The organism is Allobosea sp. P1_A7 (assembly GCF_056406775.1).
This window is the reverse complement of the sequence record NZ_JBFTZN010000028.1, coordinates 13692-38288: the sequence shown is the minus strand read 5'-3', so window position 1 is coordinate 38288 and position 24597 is coordinate 13692. Positions and strand designations below refer to the sequence as shown.

22 protein-coding genes and 1 pseudogene are annotated in these 24597 nt (G+C 64.0%); 10 read left to right on the top strand and 13 right to left on the bottom strand.

All coding sequences use genetic code 11. The features are described from left to right. A partial coding sequence (locus AC1D34_RS07310; RefSeq protein WP_476823887.1) for an ABC transporter substrate-binding protein occupies positions 1 to 900 on the top strand: 900 nt, incomplete at its 5' end. A 52-nt stretch (positions 901 to 952) separates the two neighbouring features. Next, positions 953 to 2041, top strand: a complete 1089-nt coding sequence (locus AC1D34_RS07305) for a DUF2218 domain-containing protein (protein WP_441492069.1) — start codon at positions 953 to 955, stop codon at positions 2039 to 2041. Between the two features lie 123 nt (positions 2042 to 2164). Here AC1D34_RS07305 and AC1D34_RS07300 read toward each other — a convergent pair whose 3' ends face one another. The 12 genes from AC1D34_RS07300 to AC1D34_RS07245 all read right to left on the bottom strand — a co-directional run bounded on the left by AC1D34_RS07300 (position 2165) and on the right by AC1D34_RS07245 (position 13237). After that, the gene (locus AC1D34_RS07300) at positions 2165 to 3121 is read right to left on the bottom strand and encodes a VOC family protein (protein ID WP_476823886.1); all 957 of its coding nucleotides are present in this window, start codon (positions 3119 to 3121) and stop codon (positions 2165 to 2167) included. After that, positions 3118 to 4188 carry a 5-methyltetrahydropteroyltriglutamate--homocysteine S-methyltransferase gene (locus tag AC1D34_RS07295; protein ID WP_476823885.1) on the bottom strand — a complete coding sequence of 357 codons (1071 nt, stop codon included), beginning with the start codon at positions 4186 to 4188 and terminating at the stop codon, positions 3118 to 3120. Before AC1D34_RS07295 ends, AC1D34_RS07300 begins: the two co-directional genes overlap by 4 nt. Then, a complete protein-coding gene (locus AC1D34_RS07290; RefSeq protein WP_476823884.1) occupies positions 4131 to 4760 on the bottom strand; it encodes an ABC transporter ATP-binding protein in 630 nt (209 codons plus the stop codon). The genes AC1D34_RS07295 and AC1D34_RS07290 overlap by 58 nt, the downstream gene beginning before the upstream one ends. Further along, positions 4753 to 5505 carry an ABC transporter ATP-binding protein gene (locus AC1D34_RS07285; RefSeq protein ID WP_441492073.1) on the bottom strand — a complete coding sequence of 251 codons (753 nt, stop codon included), beginning with the start codon at positions 5503 to 5505 and terminating at the stop codon, positions 4753 to 4755. Before AC1D34_RS07285 ends, AC1D34_RS07290 begins: the two co-directional genes overlap by 8 nt. Then, positions 5502 to 6503: a branched-chain amino acid ABC transporter permease gene (locus AC1D34_RS07280; protein WP_441492074.1), complete on the bottom strand. Its 1002-nt coding sequence runs from the start codon at positions 6501 to 6503 to the stop codon at positions 5502 to 5504. The genes AC1D34_RS07285 and AC1D34_RS07280 overlap by 4 nt, the downstream gene beginning before the upstream one ends. Beyond that, entirely contained in the window at positions 6500 to 7357 is an 858-nt protein-coding gene (locus AC1D34_RS07275; RefSeq protein ID WP_441504241.1) for a branched-chain amino acid ABC transporter permease, read from the bottom strand. Before AC1D34_RS07275 ends, AC1D34_RS07280 begins: the two co-directional genes overlap by 4 nt. A gap of 27 nt (positions 7358 to 7384) precedes the next feature. Continuing rightward, positions 7385 to 8560, bottom strand: coding sequence for an ABC transporter substrate-binding protein (locus tag AC1D34_RS07270; protein WP_476823883.1), 1176 nt, complete (start codon positions 8558 to 8560; stop codon positions 7385 to 7387). A 45-nt stretch (positions 8561 to 8605) separates the two neighbouring features. Continuing rightward, on the bottom strand, positions 8606 to 9289 hold the full coding sequence (locus AC1D34_RS07265) for a 4-carboxy-4-hydroxy-2-oxoadipate aldolase/oxaloacetate decarboxylase (RefSeq protein WP_476823882.1): 684 nt from the start codon (positions 9287 to 9289) through the stop codon (positions 8606 to 8608). After that, positions 9286 to 10011 carry a PIG-L deacetylase family protein gene (locus tag AC1D34_RS07260; protein ID WP_441492078.1) on the bottom strand — a complete coding sequence of 242 codons (726 nt, stop codon included), beginning with the start codon at positions 10009 to 10011 and terminating at the stop codon, positions 9286 to 9288. Before AC1D34_RS07260 ends, AC1D34_RS07265 begins: the two co-directional genes overlap by 4 nt. Positions 10012 to 10037: 26 nt before the next feature. Continuing rightward, positions 10038 to 11153, bottom strand: coding sequence for a 4-oxalomesaconate tautomerase (locus AC1D34_RS07255; protein ID WP_476823881.1), 1116 nt, complete (start codon positions 11151 to 11153; stop codon positions 10038 to 10040). A gap of 3 nt (positions 11154 to 11156) precedes the next feature. After that, positions 11157 to 12143: a Bug family tripartite tricarboxylate transporter substrate binding protein gene (locus AC1D34_RS07250; RefSeq protein ID WP_441492080.1), complete on the bottom strand. Its 987-nt coding sequence runs from the start codon at positions 12141 to 12143 to the stop codon at positions 11157 to 11159. Positions 12144 to 12325: 182 nt separating this feature from the next. Next, entirely contained in the window at positions 12326 to 13237 is a 912-nt protein-coding gene (locus AC1D34_RS07245; RefSeq protein WP_441492081.1) for a LysR family transcriptional regulator, read from the bottom strand. A 398-nt stretch (positions 13238 to 13635) separates the two neighbouring features. Here AC1D34_RS07245 and AC1D34_RS07240 point away from each other — a divergent pair, with 398 nt between their 5' ends. The 8 genes and pseudogenes from AC1D34_RS07240 to AC1D34_RS07205 all read left to right on the top strand — a co-directional run bounded on the left by AC1D34_RS07240 (position 13636) and on the right by AC1D34_RS07205 (position 23075). Beyond that, entirely contained in the window at positions 13636 to 14901 is a 1266-nt protein-coding gene (locus tag AC1D34_RS07240; RefSeq protein ID WP_476823880.1) for an MFS transporter, read from the top strand. Positions 14902 to 15609: 708 nt separating this feature from the next. After that, positions 15610 to 16476: pseudogene (locus AC1D34_RS07235) on the top strand (glycosyltransferase); the annotation flags it as partial. Between the two features lie 492 nt (positions 16477 to 16968). Then, positions 16969 to 18069, top strand: a complete 1101-nt coding sequence (locus tag AC1D34_RS07230; protein WP_476823879.1) for an ABC transporter ATP-binding protein — start codon at positions 16969 to 16971, stop codon at positions 18067 to 18069. 10 nt (positions 18070 to 18079) lie between these two features. Continuing rightward, a complete protein-coding gene (locus AC1D34_RS07225; protein WP_476823878.1) occupies positions 18080 to 19159 on the top strand; it encodes an ABC transporter ATP-binding protein in 1080 nt (359 codons plus the stop codon). Continuing rightward, positions 19159 to 20061, top strand: a complete 903-nt coding sequence (locus AC1D34_RS07220; RefSeq protein WP_476823877.1) for a carbohydrate ABC transporter permease — start codon at positions 19159 to 19161, stop codon at positions 20059 to 20061. The genes AC1D34_RS07225 and AC1D34_RS07220 overlap by 1 nt, the downstream gene beginning before the upstream one ends. A 61-nt stretch (positions 20062 to 20122) precedes the next feature. Beyond that, a complete protein-coding gene (locus tag AC1D34_RS07215) occupies positions 20123 to 20947 on the top strand; it encodes a carbohydrate ABC transporter permease (RefSeq protein WP_476823888.1) in 825 nt (274 codons plus the stop codon). Then, positions 20947 to 21243 (top strand): DUF2160 domain-containing protein, encoded by a 297-nt coding sequence (locus AC1D34_RS07210; protein WP_476823876.1) that lies wholly within the window; start codon positions 20947 to 20949, stop codon positions 21241 to 21243. Before AC1D34_RS07215 ends, AC1D34_RS07210 begins: the two co-directional genes overlap by 1 nt. Positions 21244 to 21335: 92 nt before the next feature. Beyond that, the gene (locus tag AC1D34_RS07205; protein WP_441492100.1) at positions 21336 to 23075 is read left to right on the top strand and encodes an ABC transporter substrate-binding protein; all 1740 of its coding nucleotides are present in this window, start codon (positions 21336 to 21338) and stop codon (positions 23073 to 23075) included. Between the two features lie 103 nt (positions 23076 to 23178). Here the strand turns inward: AC1D34_RS07205 and AC1D34_RS07200 are convergent, their stop codons facing one another. Then, the gene (locus tag AC1D34_RS07200; protein WP_476823875.1) at positions 23179 to 24492 is read right to left on the bottom strand and encodes an aspartate aminotransferase family protein; all 1314 of its coding nucleotides are present in this window, start codon (positions 24490 to 24492) and stop codon (positions 23179 to 23181) included. Between the last annotated feature and the right edge of the window lie 105 nt (positions 24493 to 24597).

Below are 24597 nucleotides of genomic sequence, written 5' to 3'. Positions count from 1 at the left end.
GCGCTGTACCGCGCGCGGTTCCCCGCGATCGAGACGCTGCCGACTGTCGGAGATAGCACCGCAGACGGGTTTTCCTTCGAGAAGGCGGTCGAACTTGACCCGGACCTGGTCGTTCTGAGCCTGTCGATCGCCGGCACGCGCCGCGGCCCTGGCGATCTCGTCGCGAAATTCGAGGCGGCGGGCATCCCGGTGATCGTGGTGGATTTCTTCCTGCAGCCGTTCCGCGACACGGTGCCCAGCCTGCGCATCCTCGGCAAGGCGATCGACAGGGAGGCTGCGGCCGAAGAGTTCGTCACCTTCTACCAAGACCGGAGACAGCGCATCGCGAGGCGGCTCGGTCCGGTCGAGCGACCGTCCGTCTTCATGCATGCGCATGCCGGAAGCGCCGAATGCTGCTTCTCGCCGGGAAAGGGTACCTTCGACGACTACATCACGGCCGCGGGCGGAAGAAATATCGCGGCAGCGTTGCTGCCGGGAGCGACAGGCCAGATCAGCCTCGAGCAGGTTCTCGCCCTGGACCCGGCGATCTATATCGCGACGGGCGGCACCCATCTCGCAAGGACCGGCGGGCTGGTGCTGGGTCTGGGCGTTCCCGCCGAGGTCGCGTCGCGCAGCCTTGCAACGCAGCTCGCCCGCCCCGGTCTCAAGGCCCTGACGGCGGTGAGGAAGGGCCAGGCCTATGGTCTCTGGCATCTGTTCAACGACACCCCCACCCATATCGCGGCGATCGAGGCGATGGCGAAGTGGTTCCATCCGCAGCTGTTTGCCGATATCGATCCGCAGGTGACGCTGGACGAGATTTCCCGGCGCTTTTCAGCGATCCCGCTGCACGGAACGTTCTGGTTCGAACCGCATGGCGGAAAGCCGCAAGACTTGGCAAGCCCGTCGGCAAAGCCATGAATTTCGCTGCAAATCCCTCCTCCCCCGTCGCTGCCCGCGAGGTTGCCCTGCCATGACCGCTCTCGTTGCCCACGCGCGGATCGCTCTGGCCGATCCGGACGCCATCATCGCTCCGCTTTGCGAACACCTCGCCGAGCATGGCGCAGAGGTCACGCGGGAGGAGGGCGCGACCATCATTGCGCTCGGCAGCTATCGCGGCTGGCTGCAGTCCAGCGACGGGCATCTCGTCGTGCGCGCCGAGGCGCCCGATATGGCGAGCCTGCAGGGTGCCAAACAGGCGATCGCGAGCCATATCATCGAATTTGCGCCCCGTGGCGAGACCGTCCCCTCGATCGCCTGGACCGGAGCCGGGAGCGGCGTCGCGATTCCATCGAGTTTTCGCATCCTGACTGTGACTGGCGTTCGGGATATCTCGCCGCATATGCGCCGGATCAGCTTCCAGGGCGAGGACCTTGCCAGGTTCGACAGCCTGGAGGCGCTGCATGTCAGGTTGTTCCTGCCGCCGCCTGATCTGGCCGAGCCGGAATGGCCGACATTCGGAGAGGATGGGATCTTGCGTCTGCCGGAGGCAGACAAGGCGCCGGCCGTGCGCAAATACACGATCCGGGAGATCGATACGGTCGCGGGAACGGTCGCACTCGATTTCGTGCTGCACGAGGATGCCGGCCCCGGCGCAGCCTTCGCGACGCGGGCTCGGCCTGGCGATCGTATCGGCATGGCAGGCCCCGGCGGACGTGGCTTGCGCGAGGCCGACTGGTATCTGTTCATGGGCGACGAGACCGCGCTGCCTGCGATCGGTCGCATGCTCGCCCACCTGCCACTAACGGCACGGGGCCTCGCTTTCATCGAAGTCACCGATGCCGGTGAAGAGCAGGCCCTGGTCTGCCCCGCCGGCGTGGAGATTCGCTGGCTGCATCGCCAGGGCGCCGAGGCCGGCACCACGACACTGCTCCAGGACGCCTTTGACGCTGTCCTGTGGCCTTCGGACGAGGCGACCGTCTATCTCTGGGCCGCGCTCGAACATGCCGGCTTCAAAGCCCTTCGCATGGCCGCCCGCAAGCGTCTGCGGCCCGAGCGCGATCATCATCTGATCGTCAGCTATTGGCGCCGCGGGATCAGCGAGGACCGGCAAGCCGACTAAAGCTGCGGTGCAACGCCCTGCCGGCCTCTTCGATCAGGGGTCTACGCCCCCTATCCCATTTTCAGCCGTGACGGAGATGAGGCCGCCAGCGGGTGATCGAACTCTCGCGGCCGCCTTCTCCGCTCATCCGGCGGCCRGCGGGGTACCGTGCGTGTGGAAGCTCTCGATCGTCTTCAGCCCCCACGCCTGCCCCTTCTTCCGCTCGGTTTCGGTCCACGTCACCGTCTGCCAATCCGGATCGAGAATGAGGCGTGCGCCGGCATTGGCGATCTCGATGCGATTGCCGGCGGGCTCGTAGACATAGAGAAAAAAGGTCTGCTGAACCGCGTGCTTATGGGGCCCGGTCTCGATGTGAATGCCGTTCTCGAGAAAGATGTCGGCGGCTTCGAGAATATGTTCGCGCTGGTCGGCCGCATAGGTGAGGTGGTGGAAGCGCCCGAGAGCCGCGGTGTGGTCGCGCGTATAGGCGATGTCGTAGCTCTTGTTGTTGACGGTGAACCAGCAGCCGCCGACCTCGCCGGAATCGAGCACGATCTGTTCCGTGATGCGGCTGCCCAGGGCCTTCGGCATGAAATCGCGGATCACCGCAACGTCCTGCGCCAGCAGATTGAGATGGTCGAGACGGCGCACAGCACAGCCGCGGCCATGGTTGCGCTGCGCCTGGTTCTTCAGCGCCGGCCGTTCATGCGGCGGCGCGGCGTATTTTTGGGTGTCGAAATAGATCTCGAACACATGATTGTCGGGATCGCGGAACCGGTAGGCCTTGCCATGGCCGAGATCGCCGTCGTTCCAGCCGATGCCGGCCCCCATGGCCTCGATCGCGTTGACCCGGCGCATCAGGCCAGCCYCGCTTGTCGCCCGATAGCCGATATGGCCGACACCCGTCGTGGTCGAGGCCGTGAGTTTCAGCGTGTGGAACTCATAGTCGTCCCAGGCGCGCAGATAGACGCTGTCGCCCTCCCGTCCGCTCTCGGTCAGCCCGAGGATATTGACGAAGAAGTCGAGGCTGGCCTCCGGCTTGTTCGTGAACAGCTCGACATGGGCGAGATGAGCGATATCGAAACAGGGTTCCTGGCTCATCCCCACACCTCCTGCGCCACCTCGACGATGCGCGCCAGCTTGGCCCATTGCTCGTCCTCGGCCAGCACATTGCCCTCTTCGGTGGAGGCGAAGCCGCATTGGGGCGAGAGGCAGAGCTGATCCAGGGGCGCGAAGGCCGAGGCCTGCTCGATCCGCCGCTTCAGGTTGTCCTTGCTCTCGACGCTGCCGAACTTCGAGGTGACGAGGCCCAGCACGACCTGCTTGCCCTTCGGCAGGAAGCGCAGCGGCTCGAAGCCGCCGGAGCGGTCATCATCCCATTCCATGAAATAGCCGTCGACATTGATCTGGTTGAAGACCATCTCGGCGACGGGTTCATAGCCGCCCGAGGCGATGAAAGTCGATTTGAAGTTGCCGCGGCAGGTATGGGTGGTAATCGTCATGTCCGCCGGCTTGGCCGCCGTCGCTGTGTTGATGACGTCGCGATAGATGTGGATCAGCTTGTCGGGGTCATCGCCACGATCGACCAGCATCTGGCGCTGCTCGGGATCGCAGAAATAGGAGAGGCTGGTATCGTCGAGCTGCAGATAGCGGCAGCCGGCGTCGTAAAAGGCCTTCACCGCCTTGGCGTAGGCCTTGCCGAGATCCGCGTAGTAATCCTCCATCCTGAAATAGGCAGAGATATCGACGGCTTTCCGGCCGCCGCGATAGTGCAGCATGCTCGGGCTCGGGATCGTCATCTTCGGCACGCGGTCGGTGACGGAGGCGAGAAACCTGAAATGCGCGAGATGCGGGTGGTCGTCGGGAAAGTCGAGCTTGCCGGTCACGCGAAGGCCGCGGGCCTTGGTYGCGACGCCCTTGAACTGGATGCCTGAATCCGAGTCGTATCCCTGCACGCCGGAGAGATTCTCCAGGAAATCGAAATGCCAGAAGGCGCGGCGGAACTCGCCGTCCGTGACCGCCTGGAGCCCGACCTCCTCCTGCTTCTTCACCAGTGCCCTGATCTCGGCATCCTCGATCGCCGTCAGATCGGCGGCGGAGATTTCGCCCGTCACCAGCTTGGCGCGCGCGTCCTTGACGCGTGCGCTGCGTAACAGGCTTCCAACCATATCGGCTCGGAGACGATGGCTGCCAGCCCTTCCTCCCGGAACAGCGTCTTCAATGCCGCGAGCAGTTCCTCGACGATGATCGGCGCCAGCCCCTCGGTCGGTTCGTCCAGAAGCAGCAGCCTGGGATTGAGCATCAGGGCGCGGCCAATGGCCAGCATCTGCTGTTCGCCGCCGGAGAGCTGGTTGCCGAGATTGCTCTTGCGTTCGGCGAGGCGCGGAAACATCCGGAAGACGCGTTCCGTCGTCCATGGGCCGGGGCGCGCGACCGCAGTCAGGTTCTCCACGACGGTCAGCGACTTGAAGATGTTGCGCTCCTGCGGCACCCAGCCGATGCCCGCATGGGCCCGCTGCTCGGGTGTCGCCGCGGAGATGTCGACATCGGCAAGAGTGATGCGCCCGGCCCGCCGGCGCGTCACGCCGATGATCGTGTTGACCAGCGTCGTCTTGCCGACGCCATTGCGGCCCAGCAAGGCGAGCGAGCGCCCCTCGTCGAGGGAGAGCGCGACATCGAACAGGACGAGAGCGTCGCCGTAGCCGGCGTTCAGGCCTTCGATCCGCAGGAGCTCAGACATGGGCGGCCTCGCCGAGATAGGCCTGCTTGACGGCGGGGTCGCGCGCGACCACCGCAGGTTCGCCTTCCGTCAGCACGCGACCATTGACGAGAACGGTGATCCGGGTCGCGAACCGGAAGATGATATCCATGTCGTGTTCGATCAGCAGCACCGAAACATCGTCCGGCAATGCTGCGACGGTCTCCAGCAATTCGCGCCTCTCGGCTTCGGGGACGCCGGCGGCGGGCTCGTCAAGCAGGAGCACGCTCGGCCTGGCCGCAAAAGCCGCGGCGATCTCGATCTGACGCTGCTTGCCATAGGGCAATGTCGCGATGCGCTGATCCATGATGTCCTCGAGCTTGAAGCGGGCGAGGATATCGGTCGTCTCGGCGATGGCCTCGTCATCGGCGTCGAGCCTTTGGAAAAGCCGCATGCCTCGGCCGAGCCGTTCCGCGGTGACGAGCGAGATCATCTCGAGCGGCGTCATTGTGCGGAAGAGCTGATTGATCTGGAAGGTGCGGGCGACACCGCGCTTGACCCGCGCCTCTCGCGACAGGCCGGTAATGTCCTGCCCCATCAGGCTGACGCGCCCCGATGTCGGCCGCAGAACCCCTGTGAGCAGATTGACGAAGGTCGTCTTGCCCGCGCCGTTCGGGCCGATCAGCGCGTGGCGCGCGCCCTTTTCCAGCGAGAACGTCACGTCGTCGGTCGCAGTGATGCCGCCGAAGGTCTTGGCGAGATCGAAGGTCTGCAGGACGGCGCTCACGACGAGGCCCCACGTTTCGGAAACCGCGCGACCAGCGCCTTGATCGCGCCATGGATCAGTTCACGACCACCAAGGACGAAGAGGACGAGGAAAAGCCCGATCCAGAACATCCAGTATTGCGGGGTGAAGGTCGCGATGGCGTCCTGCAGGAACTTGAACGCAATCGCACCGATCAGGCCGCCATAGAGATAGCCGGCCCCGCCGATGATCAGCACCAGCATCAGGTCGGCTGAACGGTGGAAGTCGAACACGTCCAGGGAGACGAATTGCGTGGTCTGGGCGAGCAAGGCGCCCGCAGCTCCCGCATAGGCCGCCGACAAGGCATAGATGGCCGCAAGGCGCCAAGGGACAGGCACGCCGGATGCGGCAGCGCGCAGTTGATTGTCGCGAATGCCGCGAAGGGACAAGCCGAATGGCGAATTCACGATCCGCCGCGCGATCAGGAACAGGATGAACAGCACCGACAGTGAATAGAGGTAGGCCGTGCGGCCGAAAATATCGAAGTCGAACGTCCCGAAGACCGGCGCCATCGTGATGCCCTGCAGGCCGTCGGCGCCGCCGGTGAGCCATGCCAGCGAGTTCGCAACCTCGTAGAGGATCAATGCCACGCCGAGCGTGATCATGAGGCGGGTCAGATCCGTGCCGCGCAGGACGAGCGGACTGGTAAGCAGCCCGAGCAGCGCGGATGTCGCCATCCCGAATGCCAGGCCGGCCAGGGGATCTGCCGTGACATACTTGGCCAACAGCCCGGCCGAATAAGCCCCCATCCCCAGGAAGGCGGCGTGCCCCAGCGATACGATCCCGGCATAGCCGAGGATCAGATCGAGCGAGAGTGCGAACAGGGCAAGGATCGCGATCTCGTTGAGGATCAGAAAGCGCGTTGGAAACAGCACGAAGGACGCTGCGGCGAAGAGCCAGAATGCCAGTTCGGCTGGGTGCCAGCGCCGGGCGCGGTGCAGCGAGTGCCTGACGCGCTGTTCGAGAACCGTCCCGCTCATGTGCGAGCCCTCGCGAACAGGCCCTCGGGGCGAAGCAGCAGCAGGATGACCATCAGCGCGTAGATGATGAAGGCTCCAGCCTGCGGGACCAGATATTTGCCCATCACATCGGCGACACCGAGCAGCATGGCAGCGAGGAAGGGGCCGGTGATCGTCGAGGTGCCGCCGACCGTGACGACGATCAGGAAGTAGATCATGAATTTCAGCGGAAAGGTCGGATCGAGCCCCATGAGCTCGATCCCGAGCGCGCCGCCGAGCCCCGCCAGTCCGGAACCGAGCGCAAAGGTCAGGGCGAACAACCGGTTCACCGGAATGCCCAGGCCGCGCGCGACGCGGGCATCGTCCACGGCGGCACGCAGCCGGCTGCCGAAGCGGGTCTTCGCGAAGCCCCATTGCAGGGCGACCGCAAGCAGCCCGCAGATGCCGATCACGAACAGACGGTAGTAACCGATGCCGATACCGAGCACGTAGAAACGCCCCTGAAGCCAGGGCGGCAGCTGGATGATCTGCTGGCTCGAGCCCAGCAGCCAGTCGGTGCCCGCGACGGCCATGAAGACGAGCCCGATCGAGAACATCACCTGATCGAGATGGCTCTTGGCATACATCGGCCGATAGACGAGCCGCTCGAGCACGATCCCCGCCAGCGCAGCGGCAAGGAAGGCGGCCGGAAGCGAAGCCAGGAACGGCAGGCCCAGCCGCTGCATCAGCAGCACGGTCACATAGCCGCCGAGCATGGCGAAGGCGCCATGGGCGAGGTTGACGAAATTCATCAACCCCATCGTTACGGAAAGCCCGCAAGCGAGGACGAACAGCACCATCCCATAGGCGATGCCATCGAACAGGATGGTGAGCATGGCGTCGGCCCGGCCGCGTCAGACCGCCTATTTGCGCGCCTTCACCGGATCCTTGACCTGCGGGATCGTGGCAAACTCGATGTTGAACAGGTCGGAACCGACCTTCTCGGTGCGGCGGACATAGATGTTCTGGATGATGTCGCGTGTCGCCGGATCGATCGTGATCGGTCCGCGCGGGCTCTCCCAGGACGCGCCCTTCATCGCCGCGATGAGCTTTTCGCCGCCGGCGTCGCCATTTGTCGCCTTGAGCGCCTCGGCGATCAGCCGCATGCCGTCATATCCGCCGACGGCCATGAAGTTCGGACGCACGCCTGGATTGGCGGCCTCGAACGCCTTCACGAAGGCCTGGTTGGCTGCGCTGTCGTGCTTCGCCGAATAATGATGCGTGGTGATGGCGCCGATCGCGACGTCCCCCATGCCGTTGAGGATATCGTCATCGACCACGTCGCCCGGGCCGATCAGCTTGACGCCGGCCTTGTCGAGGCCGCGCTCGACGAACTGCTTCATGAACTGCGCGCCAATGCCCGACGGAACGAACACGAACAGGGCATCGGGCTTTGCCTCGGAGACGCGCTGCAGGAACGGCGCGAAATCCGGGTTGCGCAACGGCACGCGCACGCTTTCGACCGTGCCGCCGGCGGCCTTGAATTTGTTGGCAAAGGAGGTCTCGGCGTCGATCCCGGGGCCGTAATCGGTCACGACGGTGAAGACGCGCTTGATGCCGTTCGACCAGGCCCAGTCCGCCATCGGCTCGGACGCCTGCGGCAGGGTGAACGAGGTGCGCACGATGAAGGGCGAGGCCTCGGTGATCGACGCCGTCGCAGCCGCCATCACGATCTGCGGGATCTTGGCCTGGGTCGCGATCGGGGCCGTCGCCATGGCGAGCGGCGTCAGGCCGAAGCCAGCCAGAACCGCGACCTTGTCGTTGACCACGAGCTCCTGCGCGATCCGGCGCGTCGCATCGGCGTTGCCGGTATCGTCCTTGAGAATGACCTCCAGGCGCTTTCCGCCATGCGTCGCGCCGTTCTGAGCCAGGAAGAGCTTCACGGCCGCTTCGATCTGGCGTCCCGTCGATGCGAAGGGGCCAGTCATCGGCAGGATCAGCCCGACCTTGACCACCTCCTGGGCCTGCGCCGCGGAGCCCAATGTCGCCGCGACTGCACCTGCCATGAAGACTTTGAGAACCGTCCTGCGGATTGTCATCGTGATACCCCTCCCTGGGTCTGGCTCTTGTTTCCGAGCCGCCTTTTAGTTGTCGTCGCGATAGACGAGCCCAGCTTGCGCGAGCCCATCACGCATTCCATACATATCGAGCCCGAGCTCGCCGGCGGAGAGCCGGCGACGCTTCTCATCTTCGTTCGCCTCCCGCGCCCGCGCCGCGGCGGCAACCCTCTCCGCTTCGAGCCGTGGAACCACCACCACGCCATCATCGTCGGCGACGATCACGTCGCCAGGATTGATCATCTCACCGGCACAGACCACCGGCACGTTCACCGATCCGAGCGTCGCCTTGACGGTCCCCTTGGCCGAGATCGCGCGCGACCACACCGGGAACCCCATCTCCGTCAGGATGCGCACGTCACGCACCCCGGCATCGATGACGAGGCCGATGCCGCCGCGCGCCCTGAGAGAGGTCGCGAGAAGGTCGCCGAACATGCCGTCAGTGTTGTCTGCCGTGCAGGCGACCACAAGTATGTCGCCGGGCATGACCTGCTCGATCGCGACATGGATCATCCAGTTGTCGCCGGGTTGGGCGAGGACGGTGAYGGCCCCACCGGCGATCGAGGCGCCGGCATAGATCGGGCGCATATAGGGCTTCATCAGTCCCGTCCGGCCCATGGCCTCATGGGTGGTCGAGACGCCAAGGTCCTGGAATGCCGCCATATCGGCGCTTGCAGCCCGTTTCTTCGTGCGGACGACGACGCCGGTCATGCCAGGGACTCCAGGGCTTCGGGGAACAGGCGCTGGTAGGCCTCACCGTAAGTCATCGCCTTGCCGGAGTTGCGCCCACCCTGCATGCCGCGGTTCAGCGCCACCCGCGTATAGTATTCCCAGAGATGCTTCTGCGCGGCCAGGATTTCGAATGCCTTGCGCTTCGTCTCCCAGACCTCGTCGATGTTGAGGATCAGGTTCGGCTTGAAGTTGCACTGCTCGGGCTGGTGCGGCTCGAACAGGAAGACCGGCGGCGCGGCATAGGCGCGCGCGGGGTCCGGCTTATGGCCTGCAGCCTGCGCGATGATCCGCGCTTCCTGCGCGAAACGCGCCGCTTCGGGATGGTCGACATTGTAGGGGTCTTCAAGCGCATGGGTCAGCACGAAGCTGGGAGTGAGCTCATGGAAGAGGTCGATCGCCCGGTCGAGCATCGGCCCTGTCGTGCGCAGCGGATAGTCGCCGGCATCCATGAATTCGATCTCGGCCCCGAGGACCGCGGCGGCGCGCTCGGCTTCGTCGCGACGCTGCGCCTTGACGTCCTCCACCCGCACACCCGCCTGCTTCCAGGCGAACTGGCTTTCGCCCCGCTCGCCATAGGCCAGACACAGGATCTTTACCCGCATGCCCTGCCTGGCGTGCAAGGCGATGGCACCGCCCGCACGCCAGACAAAATCGCCGGGGTGGGCGGTAATCACCAGACCCGTCTTCTGCAGGCTCGCCATTGAGCTGTAATCCTCTCTTCTCGGTCCTATTCGGGGGCGCGACGTGCTTCGTCGCCGCTGCGCGCGAGCGCATGCGGTGGCACGTAGGCCTGGCCATCCATCAGAATGCGCGCGGTGCGCAGCAGGCCGGCGCGCTCGATGACGGGGCGCTCCGGCGTGCCACCCACGGTGAGCTTCACCGTGAATTCCCCGGTCGGATGTTCGACGGAAATCGCGCGTTCGCGACCGGTAGGCATCGCGGCGACCGAAGCTGCCGGCGACCCCGGCAGGGCTGCGGCTGTCGCCACCGTCACCGCGGCAAAGACACCGATCGAAGCGTGGCACTCATGCGGGATGAAGCTGCGCGTCGCGATCGATCCTGCAACGGGCCGCGCGACAAGGGCGATCTTCGGGACCACCATCCTTGCCACATCGCCGAGATTCATCAGAGGTCCGGCCGCGAGGCGTATGCGCTCGATGCGCTGTTTCAGCTCCGTATCCTCTTGCAGCGCTTCGCGGGTTTCGTGGCCCGTGCGTCCAACATCGACCGCCCGGAGAACGATGACCGGCATGCCGTTATCGATCAGGGTACATTCGACACCGTCGATGATGTCGACCGGATTTCCCGTCGGCAACAGCGCGCCACAGACGGAGCCTTCCRTGCCGAGGAAGCTGATGTCGATCGGTGCGGAGGTTCCGGGCACCCCATCGATGCGGGCATCGCCCTCGACGCCTGCCTGACCGGCGTCGGTCCGCATCGCGAGATCGGCGATGGTGCCGGTGTTCAGCGTCCGGACCCGCACCGTAGTGCTGGCGCCCTCTGCTCGAACGAGGCCCCGCGCCAGCGCGAAGGGACCGATACCGGCAAGGATGTTGCCGCAATTCGGCGTGGTGTCGACTGACGCGGTCTCGATGCCGACCTGCGCAAACAGGAAATCCACGTCGCAGCCCGGCTCGCTCGAGCGCGAAACGATCGCGACCTTGCTCGTCAGCGGGTGAGCCCCACCAAGCCCGTCGACCTGACGCTTGTCGGGCGAGCCCATCACCGCAAGCAGGAACGCGTCACGCGCGCCCGTGCCAACCGGCAGATCCTCGGCGAGGAAATAGGCGCCCTTCGACGTACCGCCCCGGATCAGCATGCATGGCACGGCAATCTGCGACATCGCTCAGCCTCCGCCCGTGATGCTGGCACGTGTGATGATATCGCGCCACAGCGTCCCCTCTGAGGCGATCAGCCGCCCGAAGCCTTCCGGCGTCTCGCGGCGTGCGATCGCGCCGTCGCGATCGAGCGCCGCGACAAATTCAGGCTGGTCGAGCAGCGCGTTGATCTCGCGGTTGAGGCGCTCGACAATTGCGGCCGGCGTGTGCGCGGGGGCAACGATGCCATACCACTGCACGGCTTCGAAACCCGGCAGCCCGCTTTCGGCGATGGTCGGGAGCTGAGGGGCAAAAGAGGTGCGCTCGGAGCTGGCGACGCCGAGCGCTCGCAACTGGCCCGCTGCGGCGAGCGGCAGAACCGCCGGACCGCCAGTCAGCGTGAATTGCACGGAACCGGCGACGAGATCCGTCACCGACGGTGCGGTGCCGCGATAGGGCACATGAATCGCCTCGAAACCGGCCCGATGCGCGAGATAGGCACCGGCAATATGCGCCGCGCTGCCTTGTCCGCCGGAGCTGTAGTTCAGCTTGCCCGGATTGGCCTTGGCATAGGCCACGAACTCCTGAAACGAGTTCGCCGGCAGGCTGGGATTGATGACGAGGATGTTCGGCACCATGGCGACCAGGGCCACCGGCTGGAAGTCCTTGACCGGATCATAGGGTACGTTGGGATAGAGCGCCGGGTTGAAGGCAAGCGTGCCGATATGCCCCATCATCAACGTATGGCCATCCGGATCGGACTTCGCGACCTGGCTCGCCGCGATCATGCCGCCGGCGCCGGGGCGGTTCTCGATGACGAAGCCCTTGCCGGGGATCGTGCGTTCCAATCGGTTGGCAATCAGACGCGCGAGGAGGTCGGTGCTGCCGCCAGGGGTGAACGGCACCACGAGCCGAATGATCTGCGTCGGCCACGCCGGCTGGACCTGCGCACGCGCCGCGTGCCCGAGGCCGGCCAGACCCAGCCCGGCAAGGAGTGATCGGCGGTCGATGTTCATCACGCGCCACGCCCTTGCCGTGCGCCGTACCCGGCCGCCTCGCCAAATCCGATGAACTCGATCGTCGCTGCTTTGGAGCCAGGCATGGGTCGTCCCTTGCTTGTGCGTTTCCTTGTCCCGCGAGGACCCTGACCCCAAGCTATTCTGCCATCAAATGAGAAGAATGCAGCGATTGATTACTTTCATGCATCTTTATCCGAGACACTGTTTCTCAGCGCCTCGCTGACCAGCGCCAGGAGGTCGCGCGCCGCCGGCCGCAGCAGCATATTCTTGCGGGTGACGATGCCGAGAGTGCGGCTGATGCTCGGCGAACGCAGTGGGATCGCAACCAATTCGCCGGCATCGACAGAGTCGAGCGCGAGCTGCGGCACGATCGCGTACCCGATCGCGGAACGGACCAGGCTCACTGCGGTGATGACCCGCTGGACCTCGTAGCGCCAGGTCAGGGCCTCGCGCCGCGCGCCCAGCGCATCGTCGATCAGGACGCGGTTTCCGGTCTCGGCACTGATCCGCACGAGCGGCAGCCCCTGCAGCTGCGCCCAGGTCAGCGACTCCGATCGCGCGAGCGGCATGCTGCGGTGACTGACGAGCACGAACGGCTCCTTGACCACCGGTTTGAGCTCGAGGTCCCAGCGATTGGCGGCGACGATGGTCACGCCGAACTCGGCCTGGCCCGACTGCACCTTGTCGGCGATCTCCGAAGCCGAGTTATCGTGCACCCGGACGCGCACTGCCGGGTATCCTCTGGCGAATTGTGCGATCACCGACGGCATGCAGTGGACCGCGATGGTTGGCAGACAGCCGACCGCAACCTCTTCCTCGGCATCCGCGGCATCGACCCGCGCCTCATCGATGGCCGCACCAAGCTCTTCAAAGATCCTGCGGGCGCGCGGCAGGAGCGCCGACCCCGCCGGGGTCAACGAGACCTGGCGCGTGGTGCGCAAGAGCAGCGTCGTTCCGAGGGATTCCTCGAGCTTCCGGATCCGATGGCTCAGCGCGGTCTGGGAGAGATTGAGATGCGAGGCCGCGGCATGAAAACTGCCCCGCTCGGCGATACTGACGAAGGCCTGCAGGCCCAGAACGTCGACCCTCACCCGCAAGATCCTCCAACCCGGTCCAACGTCAGCACGACCTCAGGGTCGCATCAACCATGCGCAGTGAACCGGCATCAGACTCGTCGACCTACGCCGGCAGAGGCGAGTTCAGATCGGCAGAATCGAAAGACCGGCACGGCTCCAGCATCGCCGGGAGCGGTGACCGCTGACAACAGCCTCCCAAGCAATGGCTCCATTTTCGCCGGATCACCCATGTCGGCCGTACGGCAGAAGGGGGAGAAGCCGACTGTTGGTCCGGTTCTCCGGATTTGGAGAACAACCACGAAAGGCCGCGGCCCGGCGAACCGCATGCTTCTGCTGCAGCCCCCATAGCCGGGAAACGGCCTCGACCGGTCGCCGACATTGCCGGAAGACCAGTTCAACGCCGCAATCCCTGCATGCTCGTGCTGGAGCTGGAGGGGAATGACGAGCGGCGACGCGACGGGAGATCTGCCTTGAAGCTGCCGGTATGGGCGAGCGCCTTGAGCGCGACGCTCCTTGTGCAAGTCATCAGCTCATTTGCCGCCGCGGCGATTCCTCTCCTGGGTCCGATTCTGACGCAACGCTGGGGCATGACGCCAGAAAGCATCGGCTATGTTTCGGCGGTCGTTTCGGTCGGCATATGCTGGTTTCTGGCGTGCGGCGGCCCGATGCTCGATCATCACGGCCCGATCCGAGCCTTGCAGCTCGGCCTGATCTTCGTCGCGGTGGGTCTCCTGCTCCTGTCGCAGTCCTTCGGCCTCGTCGGCCTTGTCGGTGCGCTCCTTGTGGGCCTGGRCCTGGCGCCCAATACGCCAGCTGGCAGCCAGTTGCTGATGCGCACGGCGCCGCCCAGGCACCGCACACTTGTGTTTTCGATCAAGCAGGCGGGCGTGCCTCTGGGCGGCACGATAGCCGGTCTCGTTGTCGCGCCTCTGGTCCTGGGGCTCGGCTTCGTCGGTGCAGTTTGGGCGATTGTCGCGATCATCCTTCTCTGCATCGTGCTGGTTCAGCCCTTTCAAAGAAGTCTCGATGCCGAGAAAGGCCCACGGAACCGGGCCTGGGCCCGGCTGTTCCTCTCGCCGTCTTCGCTCAGCCGATCGGCCCGGGTTCTGAACTCGCACCCGTCCTTGCCGATGCTCACCGCGCTGGGTGTGTCGTTTTCCATAACGCAGGCCAGCATCACGGCCTTCACAGCAACCTACATGGTCACGCAGCACGGAAAGACCCTGGCGCAGGCCGGGCACTACATCGCCGTCTTGCTTGCAGCGAGCACGGTCGCACGCATCTTCTTCGGATGGCTGGCGGATCGCATGGGCGGCGGGCTCCTGCTTCTCTCGCTTCTGGCCTTGGGTGCAGGCTCCGCGATCATGCTGCTTGTCTCTTCGACAACCGCCAGTCCCTGGATGGTCTATGGCTGCATGGCACTGGTCGGAGCCACCTCGATGGGGTGGAACGGTGTCCACATGGCCGAACTTGCGCGGGTTGCGCCGCCCACTCTGATTGGCGACGTAACGTCGGGCGCAAGCCTGTTCGGCTTCGTCGGCTCGATATGCGGGCCGTTGGTGTTTGCCATTGTCGCCAGCCGCACAGGAAGCTTTGAATGGCCTTTCCTGCTCGTCGCTGGCCAGCTGGCGGCATTCGGCTTGTTCGCTCTGGGGCGTCAGTTCAAGCGGGCCGCTTGAGGCGAGCGCGCCAGCACCATTGGCAGATAGCGGCGGACCGCCACGTCCGCGACCGCAGGACCTCACCCGCCGTCGAATTCAAACGCTGAGTGATCGATCGTTCCAGACGGATTTTCACTGGCAGCACCATCAACGATAAGTCGCGAGGGACGAGGGACAGTTGGGCTCAAGTGGACGACAACGCCAGTACGCATCCCGCAGGCGCACGAGGCCGAGCAAAATCCCAACCCGGACGCATTTACCCCGATTGATCCACCTACTTTTCTGATGTCTGCAGGGGCAATAGCAACGCTGCGAGCGTCGCTTCGGCAACTAACTCGTTTCTCGACGAATGATCTGCATATTTATCGCTATTCTGATTATAGAATAATTCTGTGTATTTCAGAAAACAGCAATCTTATAAAAGTAACAATAAATTGATATGTATTATCCCAAATTATATAGTAATATAATTTTTTAATTATTATATACTTAAACAAAATAACTGCATCTGTCGATTAATTATTATTGAATATGAGAAAATCGTTATTTTATAAGGTCGAGAATCGATATAATGACTTGCCATGACGCGCGACTTGCGATAGCGAGATTGAGAGCAATATTTGAGCCATTACCCGAAAACAAAAGGGGACGGCATTGATCGCTCGGTCATCGACCCCCTCGGACGAGCCCCCTTCTCTGGAACTTCCCGAGGATTGCGGCCGCGGGATGAGGGTTGCGCTGATCCACTACTGGCTGGTGGCCATGCGTGGCGGTGAAAAAGTTCTGGAATCGCTTTGCCGCATGTTTCCAGAAGCCGATATCTACACCCATGCCTACGATCCGCTATCGGTCTCTGAAACGATCCGGAAGCACCAGGTGCGGACCTCGTTCATCGGTCACCTTCCGCGCCCGACGCGCTTCTACAAATCATATCTGCCACTCATGCCGCTCGCGCTCGAGCAGCTCGACCTGCGTGGCTACGACCTGATCATCAGCAGCGAATCGGGCCCGGCCAAAGGCATCGTTCCACCGCCGAATGCCTTGCATGTCTGCTACTGCCACTCACCCATGCGTTACGTCTGGAACATGTACCATGACTACCGCGAGCGCACCGGGTTCCTTCAACGCCTCGCCATGGGGCCATTGAGTCACTATGTCCGCAACTGGGATGCAATTTCATCGATGCGGGTCGATCAGTACGTCGCCAACTCCGAGAACGTCCGCTCGCGCATCCAACGGTATTATCACCGGGACGCAGCAGTGGTTTATCCGCCGGTCAACGTGGCGGATTTCCAGCCCGTCGCACCGGACGTGGCTGACGATTACTATTTAATGGTTGGCGAGCTCGTCAGCTATAAGCGTCCAGAACTGGCCGTCGAGGCATTCAACCGGCTGAAGCGCCCCTTGGTGATCATCGGAGGGGGTGAACTGCTCAACCAGATCCGGCGCATGGCCGGCCCCACCGTGACCGTGATGGGCCCGCAATCATTCGACGCGTTGCGGTACCATTACGCGAGGTGCAAAGCGCTTGTCTTTCCCGGGGAGGAGGATTTCGGCATCGTGCCTATCGAGGCCATGGCAAGCGCCCATCCCAGCGGGAGCGTCGGATCGGACCCCAGCCGCAGCAGGGCCAGAGCCCCCTTCACAGTCTGACTCGTTCAGATTTGCCGGCCGTCACTGGAGGGAGCGACTCTGGAGCATCCACAAGGAGCAGCCCCTTGGCCCAATCTCCAAATTTCTGCCAGGATGCTTCCGACGAAGGCGCCGAAGCCCTCGTGGGCGAGACTGTTTAGCGCTATTCTCCACCGGTGCGCGACCGTCATCCGGCCGGGCGCGCCTATGGCACGAAGGCTCTTGAGATGCTGGCTGGTGTCGAGGGCAGAGTGAATCCGCGCCGGTATCCCGGCACTGAACTCAACGCGCGTGCCGGTATGTTCTCCAGAACTCAAGAGCCGCTGCGCTATGCCTGCGCACGCGATGCCTGCCCAAGTCAGCGGCCGGCTGAGAGGCTGCAGCCAACGCTCAACGCTTTCACGCACGACGTCATTACCCCGCCGTGATCCAGGCGGCTTGAAGGAGGCTGAAGTGGGTCTTGTTCTCGACAGGGTGCGTTGCGAGGTTGGGGCGGAAACCTATATCCACGAGACGAGCCTGCGCCTGAAGCCCGGCACGATGACCGTGCTGCTGGGCGCGACCCTCTCCGGCAAGACCTCCCTGATGCGGTTGATGGCGGGGCTCGACCGGCCAAGTTCGGGGCGCATCCTCGTTGATGACGGTACGAGCGAAACCGACGTCACCGGTCTGGCGGTGCGAAAGCGCTCGGTCGCCATGGTCTACCAGCAGTTCATCAACTACCCGAACCTCACCGTCTTCGAGAACATCGCTTCGCCACTCAGGGTAAGGGGCCTGCCTAGGACGGAGATCGAGAGCAAGGTTCGCGCAATGGCGCGGATGATGCAGCTTGAGTCCTTTCTGGAGCGGATGCCACTCAACCTTTCAGGCGGCCAGCAGCAGCGCACGGCCATGGCGCGCGCGCTGATCAAGGGCGCCGATCTCGTGCTACTCGACGAGCCGCTCGCCAATCTCGACTACAAGCTGCGCGAGGAATTGCGCGAGGAGCTGCCGAAGATCGTTCGTGGCTCCAAGGCGACGGTGGTCTATGCCACCACGGAGCCTGAGGAAGCCCTGCTGCTTGGCGATTTTACTGTAACGCTCTGGCAGGGGCGGGTGACCCAGCATGGCCGCAGCGCGGAGGTCTATCGCCGCCCGCTGGATCTGACCACGGCGCGCATCTTCTCCGACCCGCCACTCAATCTGCTGCCGGTCACGAAGCGTGCCGGGGACATCCTCCTGCCAGGCGGCGCAGCTGCCCCGGCGACCGGAGCGCTCGCAGGGCTGACGGACGGGGAATATCAGCTCGGTTTCCGTGCGCATCAACTAACACTGCACCGACCGGATAGTCCCAGCCTTGTGTTCGATGGCACTGTCACCGTGGCCGAGATCACGGGCTCCGAGAGTTTCGTCCATGTCGAGGTAGCGGGTTCGCGCTGGGTGGCGCTCGTCCCCGGAGTTCAGGAGCTCGAACCGGGTGCAGTCGTCACAGTCTATATCGATCCGGCCTGCGTCTTCGTCTTCGTTCCCGATGGCCGGCTCGCCCACGCCCCCGCCTTTCTCTCCGCGGCATGAGGTCAGAGCGATGGCGCGCATCGAACTCTCCGATCTCGCCCATTCCTACAAGCGGGACGCCACGGCGCCGGCCGATTTCGCCGTGAAACCGATGAACCTGACATGGCGCCAGGGCGGCGCCTATGCGCTGCTCGGCCCCTCGGGCTGCGGCAAGACCACCTTGCTTAACATCATCTCCGGCCTGCTGACCCCCTCGCATGGCGAGGTGCTGTTCGACGGGCGCGACGTCACCGGCTTGCCGACCGAGCGGCGTAACATCGCCCAGGTCTTTCAGTTCCCGGTCGTCTACGACACGATGAGCGTGTATGAGAACCTCGCCTTCCCGCTTCGCAACCGTGGCATGGCGGGCAACGCGGTCGATGCCCGCGTGCGCGAGATAGCCGCCCTCCTGGAGTTGAGCGGCGATCTCGGCCGCAAGGCGCGCGGGCTCACCGCCGATGCCAAGCAGAAGATTTCGCTCGGTCGTGGTCTGGTCCGGCCCGATGTCGCAGCGATCCTGTTCGACGAGCCCCTGACAGTCATCGATCCGCAGCTGAAATGGGAGCTGCGCTCGAAGCTCAAGGCGCTGCACCGGGCGCTCGACGTCACCATGATCTACGTGACGCATGATCAGACCGAGGCTCTGACCTTCGCCGATACGGTCGTGGTCATGCATGACGGACGGGTGGTGCAGGCCGGGCGGCCGGACGAGCTCTTCGAGAAGCCGGCGCATACATTCGTCGGCTACTTCATTGGCTCGCCGGGCATGAACGTGCTGCCAGCCACTATCGACGGCAACCGGGCCCATGTCGACGGCGCGGCGATCGGGCTCGACCGCAGCTACGACATCCCTGCCGGCAAGCGCATCGAGATCGGCATCAGGCCGGAATTTGCCAGTCTTGCGCGCGCCGACGAAGGACTGCCCGTAACGGTCGAGCGCATCGACGATCTCGGTCGCACAAGGCTGGCGCGCCTGCGCCTAGGCGGGCACCCCTTCGCGGCCGGCGTGCCGGATGCGCTGAGCGACATCGGCAAGACCGCCGGGCTCATACTTCAGCCCGGCCATGTCCATGTCTATGCCGATGGCGAACGCCTGGACGGGAGGGCCTGATGGACAAGCCCCATGACAATCGCGCCTGGCTGCTGGTCCTGCCGGTTCTCGCCATCGTCGCCTTTTCGGCCGTGATCCCGCTGATGACGGTGGTGAATTATTCGGTGCAGGACACGTTCGGCAACAACCAGTTCTTCTGGAATGGAACCGGCTGGTTCAAGGAATTGCTCGACCCCTCGAGCGATCTCGGTGGACGGGTGCGCGACTCGCTGGGGCGCAATCTCGCCTTCTCCGCGATCAYCCTCGCGATCGAGGTGCCGCTCGGCATAGCAGTCGCGCTCGCCATGCCGCGCGAAGGCTGGAAGGTGGCGGCGACGCTGGTCCTGATGGCGATGCCGCTTCTGGTGCCCTGGAACGTCGTCGGCACGATCTGGCAGGTCTTTGCGCGTGGCGATATCGGGCTGCTCGGCTACACGATCAACCGGCTCGGCATCGACTACAACTATGTCGCCGACCCGCTGGCCGCCTGGATCACCATCATCGCGATGGATGTCTGGCACTGGACCTCTTTGGTGGCGTTGCTCTGCTATGCCGGGCTGAAATCGATACCCGACGCCTATTATCAGGCGGCGCGGATCGACGGGGCCAGCCGCTGGGCGGTGTTCCGCTACATCCAACTGCCGAAGATGCGGCGCGTGCTGATCATCGCCGTGCTGCTGCGCTTCATGGACTCGTTCATGATCTATACCGAGCCCTTCGTCGTCACCGGCGGCGGGCCCGGCAACTCGACGACCTTCCTCTCGATCGAGCTGGTGAAGCTGGCGCTCGGACAGTTCGACCTGGGCAAGGCCGCAGCGATGTCGATCGTCTACAACCTGATCATTCTCGCCGTGTGCTGGGTCTTCTACACGGTGATGACCAATCTCGACGTCGAGCGCCGGCGCCCGCCGGCGGATGCGTGAGGTGCGGCCGATGACGACCGACAGCCTCACCTCCGCCTCCTCCCTTCCCGCGACCCAGGCGATGCCGCAGGCGCGCTCGGCCTTTCGCGTCAATGGCGGCGCGGTGACGCTCGGGCTCTACCTGATCTTCCTGCTGCTACCGATCTATTGGCTGATCGTCATGAGCCTGAAGACCAATGCCGAGATCAATTCCGGCATGACGCTCTGGCCACGCGAGATCACATTCGAGAACTACCGAACAATCCTCACCGACCCATCCTGGTATTCCGGCTACATCAACTCGCTGACCTATGTGGTCATGAACACGGTGATCTCGATCACCTTGGCGCTGCCGGCGGCCTATGCCTTCTCGCRCTACCGATTCCTCGGCGACAAGCACCTGTTCTTCTGGCTGTTGTCGAACCGGATGGCGCCGCCGGCGATCTTCGCCCTGCCCTTCTTCAACCTCTATTCCGCGATCGGTCTGTTCGATACGCCGCTTGCCGTGGCGCTGGCGCATTGTCTGTTCAACGTGCCGCTCGCGGTATGGATCCTCGAAGGCTTCATGTCGGGCGTGCCACGCGAGATCGACGAAACCGCCTATCTCGACGGCTACTCCTTCCCGCGCTTCTTCGTGAAGATCTTCGCGCCGATCATCGCCAATGGCATCGGGGTCACCGCCTTCTTCTGCTTCATGTTCTCCTGGGTCGAGCTTCTGCTGGCCCGCACCCTGACCACCGTCAACGCCAAGCCCATCGCCGCCACCATGACGCGCACGGTTTCGGCAGCCGGCATGGACTGGGGGCTGCTCGCAGCTGCGGGCGTGCTGACGCTGATCCCCGGAGCGCTCGTGATCTGGTTTGTCCGCAACTACATCGCCAAGGGCTTCGCCCTGGGGAGGGTGTGATGYCCGGCTTTGACACGATCGACCTGGCCTGGATGGCCTGGACCCCGCAAACTGGCCTGTTCTTCGCCGCGATCTTCGCGCTGTTGCTGACGATGACCGCTCTCGCGATCTGGCGGCCGGAGATCGAGAGAATCGGCGTGCTTGGGATCCCGACGACGCGCGGCGACCGGCTGTTTCTGAGCCTGCTCGGCGCGGCCTTCATCCACCTYGCCTGGCTTGGACTCAGCGGAGCCGAGCTGTGGTGGGCCTCGCTGCTCTCCTTTGTCTATGCCGCAGCGGTTTTCCGCTTCGTCTGACCACCCCGGAGGCTGACCGACGACAAAAAGCCGCCTTCGCAACAAGAGGCCGCCAACGCCCGAACGATAACAACCATCCAGTGGAGGAAACGATGAGAAAGCAGATGCTAGCCGCCACCGCGCTCAGCCTCGTGCTCGGCGCCGTCCCCGCCTTCGCAGACATGGATGCAGCACGACGCTGGATCGACAGCGAATTCCAGCCCTCGACCTTGTCCAAGGACGAACAGCTGAAGGAGATGGAATGGTTCGTCAATGCGGCGAAACCATTCGCGGGGATGGAGGTGAACGTCGTCTCCGAGACCATTACGACGCATGAATACGAGGCGAGGACCCTGGCGCGCGCCTTCAGCGAAATCACCGGCATCAAGCTCAAGCACGACCTGATCCAGGAAGGCGACGTGGTCGAGAAGCTTCAGACGCAGATGCAGTCCGGCCGCAATGTCTATGACGGCTGGATCAATGATTCAGACCTGATCGGCACCCATTTCCGCTACAAGCAGACGGTGAACCTSACCGACTGGATGGCAGGGCCGGGCAAGGACGTCACCAATCCGCTGCTCGATGTCGACGACTTCATCGGCAAGTCCTTCGGTACCGCGCCCGACGGCAAGCTCTACCAACTCCCGGACCAGCAATTCGCGAACCTTTACTGGTTCCGCTACGATTGGTTCACCCGCCCCGATCTGAAGGAGAAGTTCAAGGCCAAATACGGCTACGAGCTCGGCGTGCCGGTGAACTGGTCGGCCTATGAGGACATCGCGGAGTTCTTCACCACCGATGTCAAGGAGATCGACGGCGCCCGCGTCTATGGCCATATGGATTACGGCAAGAAGGACCCCTCGCTCGGCTGGCGCTTCACTGATGCCTGGCTTTCGATGGCCGGCAATGGCGACAAGGGCATCCCGAACGGCCTGCCGGTCGATGAATGGGGCATCCGCATGGAGGGCTGCCGGCCGGTCGGCTCCTCCGTCGAGCGCGGCGGCGATACCAATGGGCCTGCCTCCGTCTATGCCGTGCAGAAATATGTCGACTGGCTCAACAAATACGCGCCACCGCAGGCGCGTGGTATGACCTTCTCCGAGTCCGGGCCGGTGCCGGCGCAGGGCAATATCGCCCAGCAAATCTTCTGGTACACGGCCTTCACAGCCGACATGGTCAAGCCCGGATTGCCGGTGGTGAATGCCGACGGCACGCCGAAATGGCGCATGGCTCCATCACCCAAAGGGTCCTACTGGAAGGAGGGCATGAAGCTCGGCTACCAGGATGCCGGCTCTGCGACGCTGCTCAATTCGACGCCGATCGAGAAGCGCAAGGCCGCCTGGCTCTACCTGCAGTTCATCATCTCCAAGTCGGTCAGCCTGAAGAAGAGCCATGTCGGACTCACCTTCATTCGCGAGAGCGATATCTGGGACAAGAGCTTTACCGAACGGGCGCCGAAACTCGGCGGGCTGATCGAGTTCTACCGTTCACCGGCGCGCGTACAGTGGACGCCGACCGGCAATAATGTGCCGGACTATCCACGCCTCGCCCAGCTCTGGTGGCAGAATATCGGCGATGCCTCCTCTGGCGCCAAGACTGCGCAGGCTGCGATGGATGCACTGGCAGCAGCGCAGGACTCGGTCCTCGAACGGCTGGAACGCTCCGCTGTGCAAGGCGATTGCGGGCCGAAATTGAACCCGAAACAGACCGCGGAAGCCTGGTTCGCCAAATCCAAGGCCGACGGTAACATCGCGCCCCAGCCCAAGCTCGCCAATGAGAAGCCGAAAGGCGAGACGATCGATTACGACACGCTGATCAAGTCCTGGCCGGCGACCCCGCCCAAGAAGAATTGAGGCGGCAGTTTGCGGGGAAGCGGGCGGCCGGTGCGAACCGACCGCCCGCTCCGAATGAAGCAAGGTCGAAGTCGATCTGAATGTCGGACGCTGATCGGACCTGTCAGATCTCGCGCACGGCGCCGCGCACTGCTTCCAATGTGGCCTCGACGATTGCCGCATCGTGCTCCGACGAGACGAACCAGGCACCACGCTCCAGCACGCGAACGCCGCGCTTCAACAGCGCGAGCGCGAAACGGCTATAGGCCGCCTTGTCGGAGGCCGCGACCTCCCGGTAGTTGCGTGCCGGCGCGTCGAGCCCGAAGGCAATGTGGAACATCAGCGGAAAGCCCGCGACCTGCGCCTTGATGCCCGCCTGAGCCAGGATCTCACGGATACCGTCCTGAAGGCGCTGGCCGTGAGCCGAGCTGCGCTCGTAATGCTCCGGCGTCAGCCCCTGCTGCGTCGCGACCATCGCCGCCATCGCGATCGGCTGCGCATTGAAGGTGCCGCCATGGAGCACACCATCCGCGAACATATCGATCAACTCGCCCCGCCCCGCTATCGCTGCGACGGGAAAGCCGTTGGCAATCGCCTTCGCCAGGATCGTCAGGTCCGGCGTGACGCCGAAGCGCTCCTGGGCACCACCGCGGCCAAGGCGGAAGCCGGTGATCACCTCATCGAAGATCAGCAGAGCGCCATGAGCGCGGCAGGCGGCGAGCGCGCCCTGCAGATAGCCTGGCAGCGGTGCGATGGCACCCTGGTTGCACATGGCCGGTTCCATCATCACCGCCGCGACGTCGCCGCGGGCAAGGCGGGCCTCGAGAGCAGCGAGGTCATTCCAGCCGAGGATCGACAGACCGTCACCCGCGCTGGGGTCCTGCCCCCGGCTCCCGGCGACGGGCGTGGGCGCGTCGCTCGGACCAGCCGCATTGAGGCCCGGCGCCGTTGAYCACAGGACGTTGTCGAACCAGCCGTGATAATGCCCTTCGAACTTGACGATGGTGCGCCGCCCCGTCGCCGCACGGGCGAGGCGGATCGCGGCCTGCGCGACCTCGGAGCCCGAGGAACCGAAGCGAAGCCGCTCGGCACTGGGAACGCGCTCGCAGATCAGCTTCGCCGCCTCGTGCTCGATCGGTGCCTGGCCGGCAAACAGGATGCCTCGTTCCGCCTGACGCTGCACCGCCTCGATGACGCGAGCCGGGGTGTGGCCGAGCACCGTTGCCCCCATCCCACAGTAATAATCAATGATGCGGTTGCCATCGACATCGATGAGATAGGCGCCCTCGCCCCGCTCGAAGACKAGCGGGCCCGGCGCCATGCCTAACCTGAAGTTGCTGTTCACGCCGCCAGCGATGTAGCGCGCATTCGCAGCGATCTGCCGCGCCGATTCCTCAAAACGCAGTGTTGCTGCTGGTCCGCTTCCGTTCGCTCGCACGTGCCTGTTCTCCACTGCCGGTATTTTAAGCAGACCAGAGCCCCCATCCCATGTAAAGGAACACGGGTTTCGTCTTGCGGAATTCAGAGGGACCCGCTATGCGAA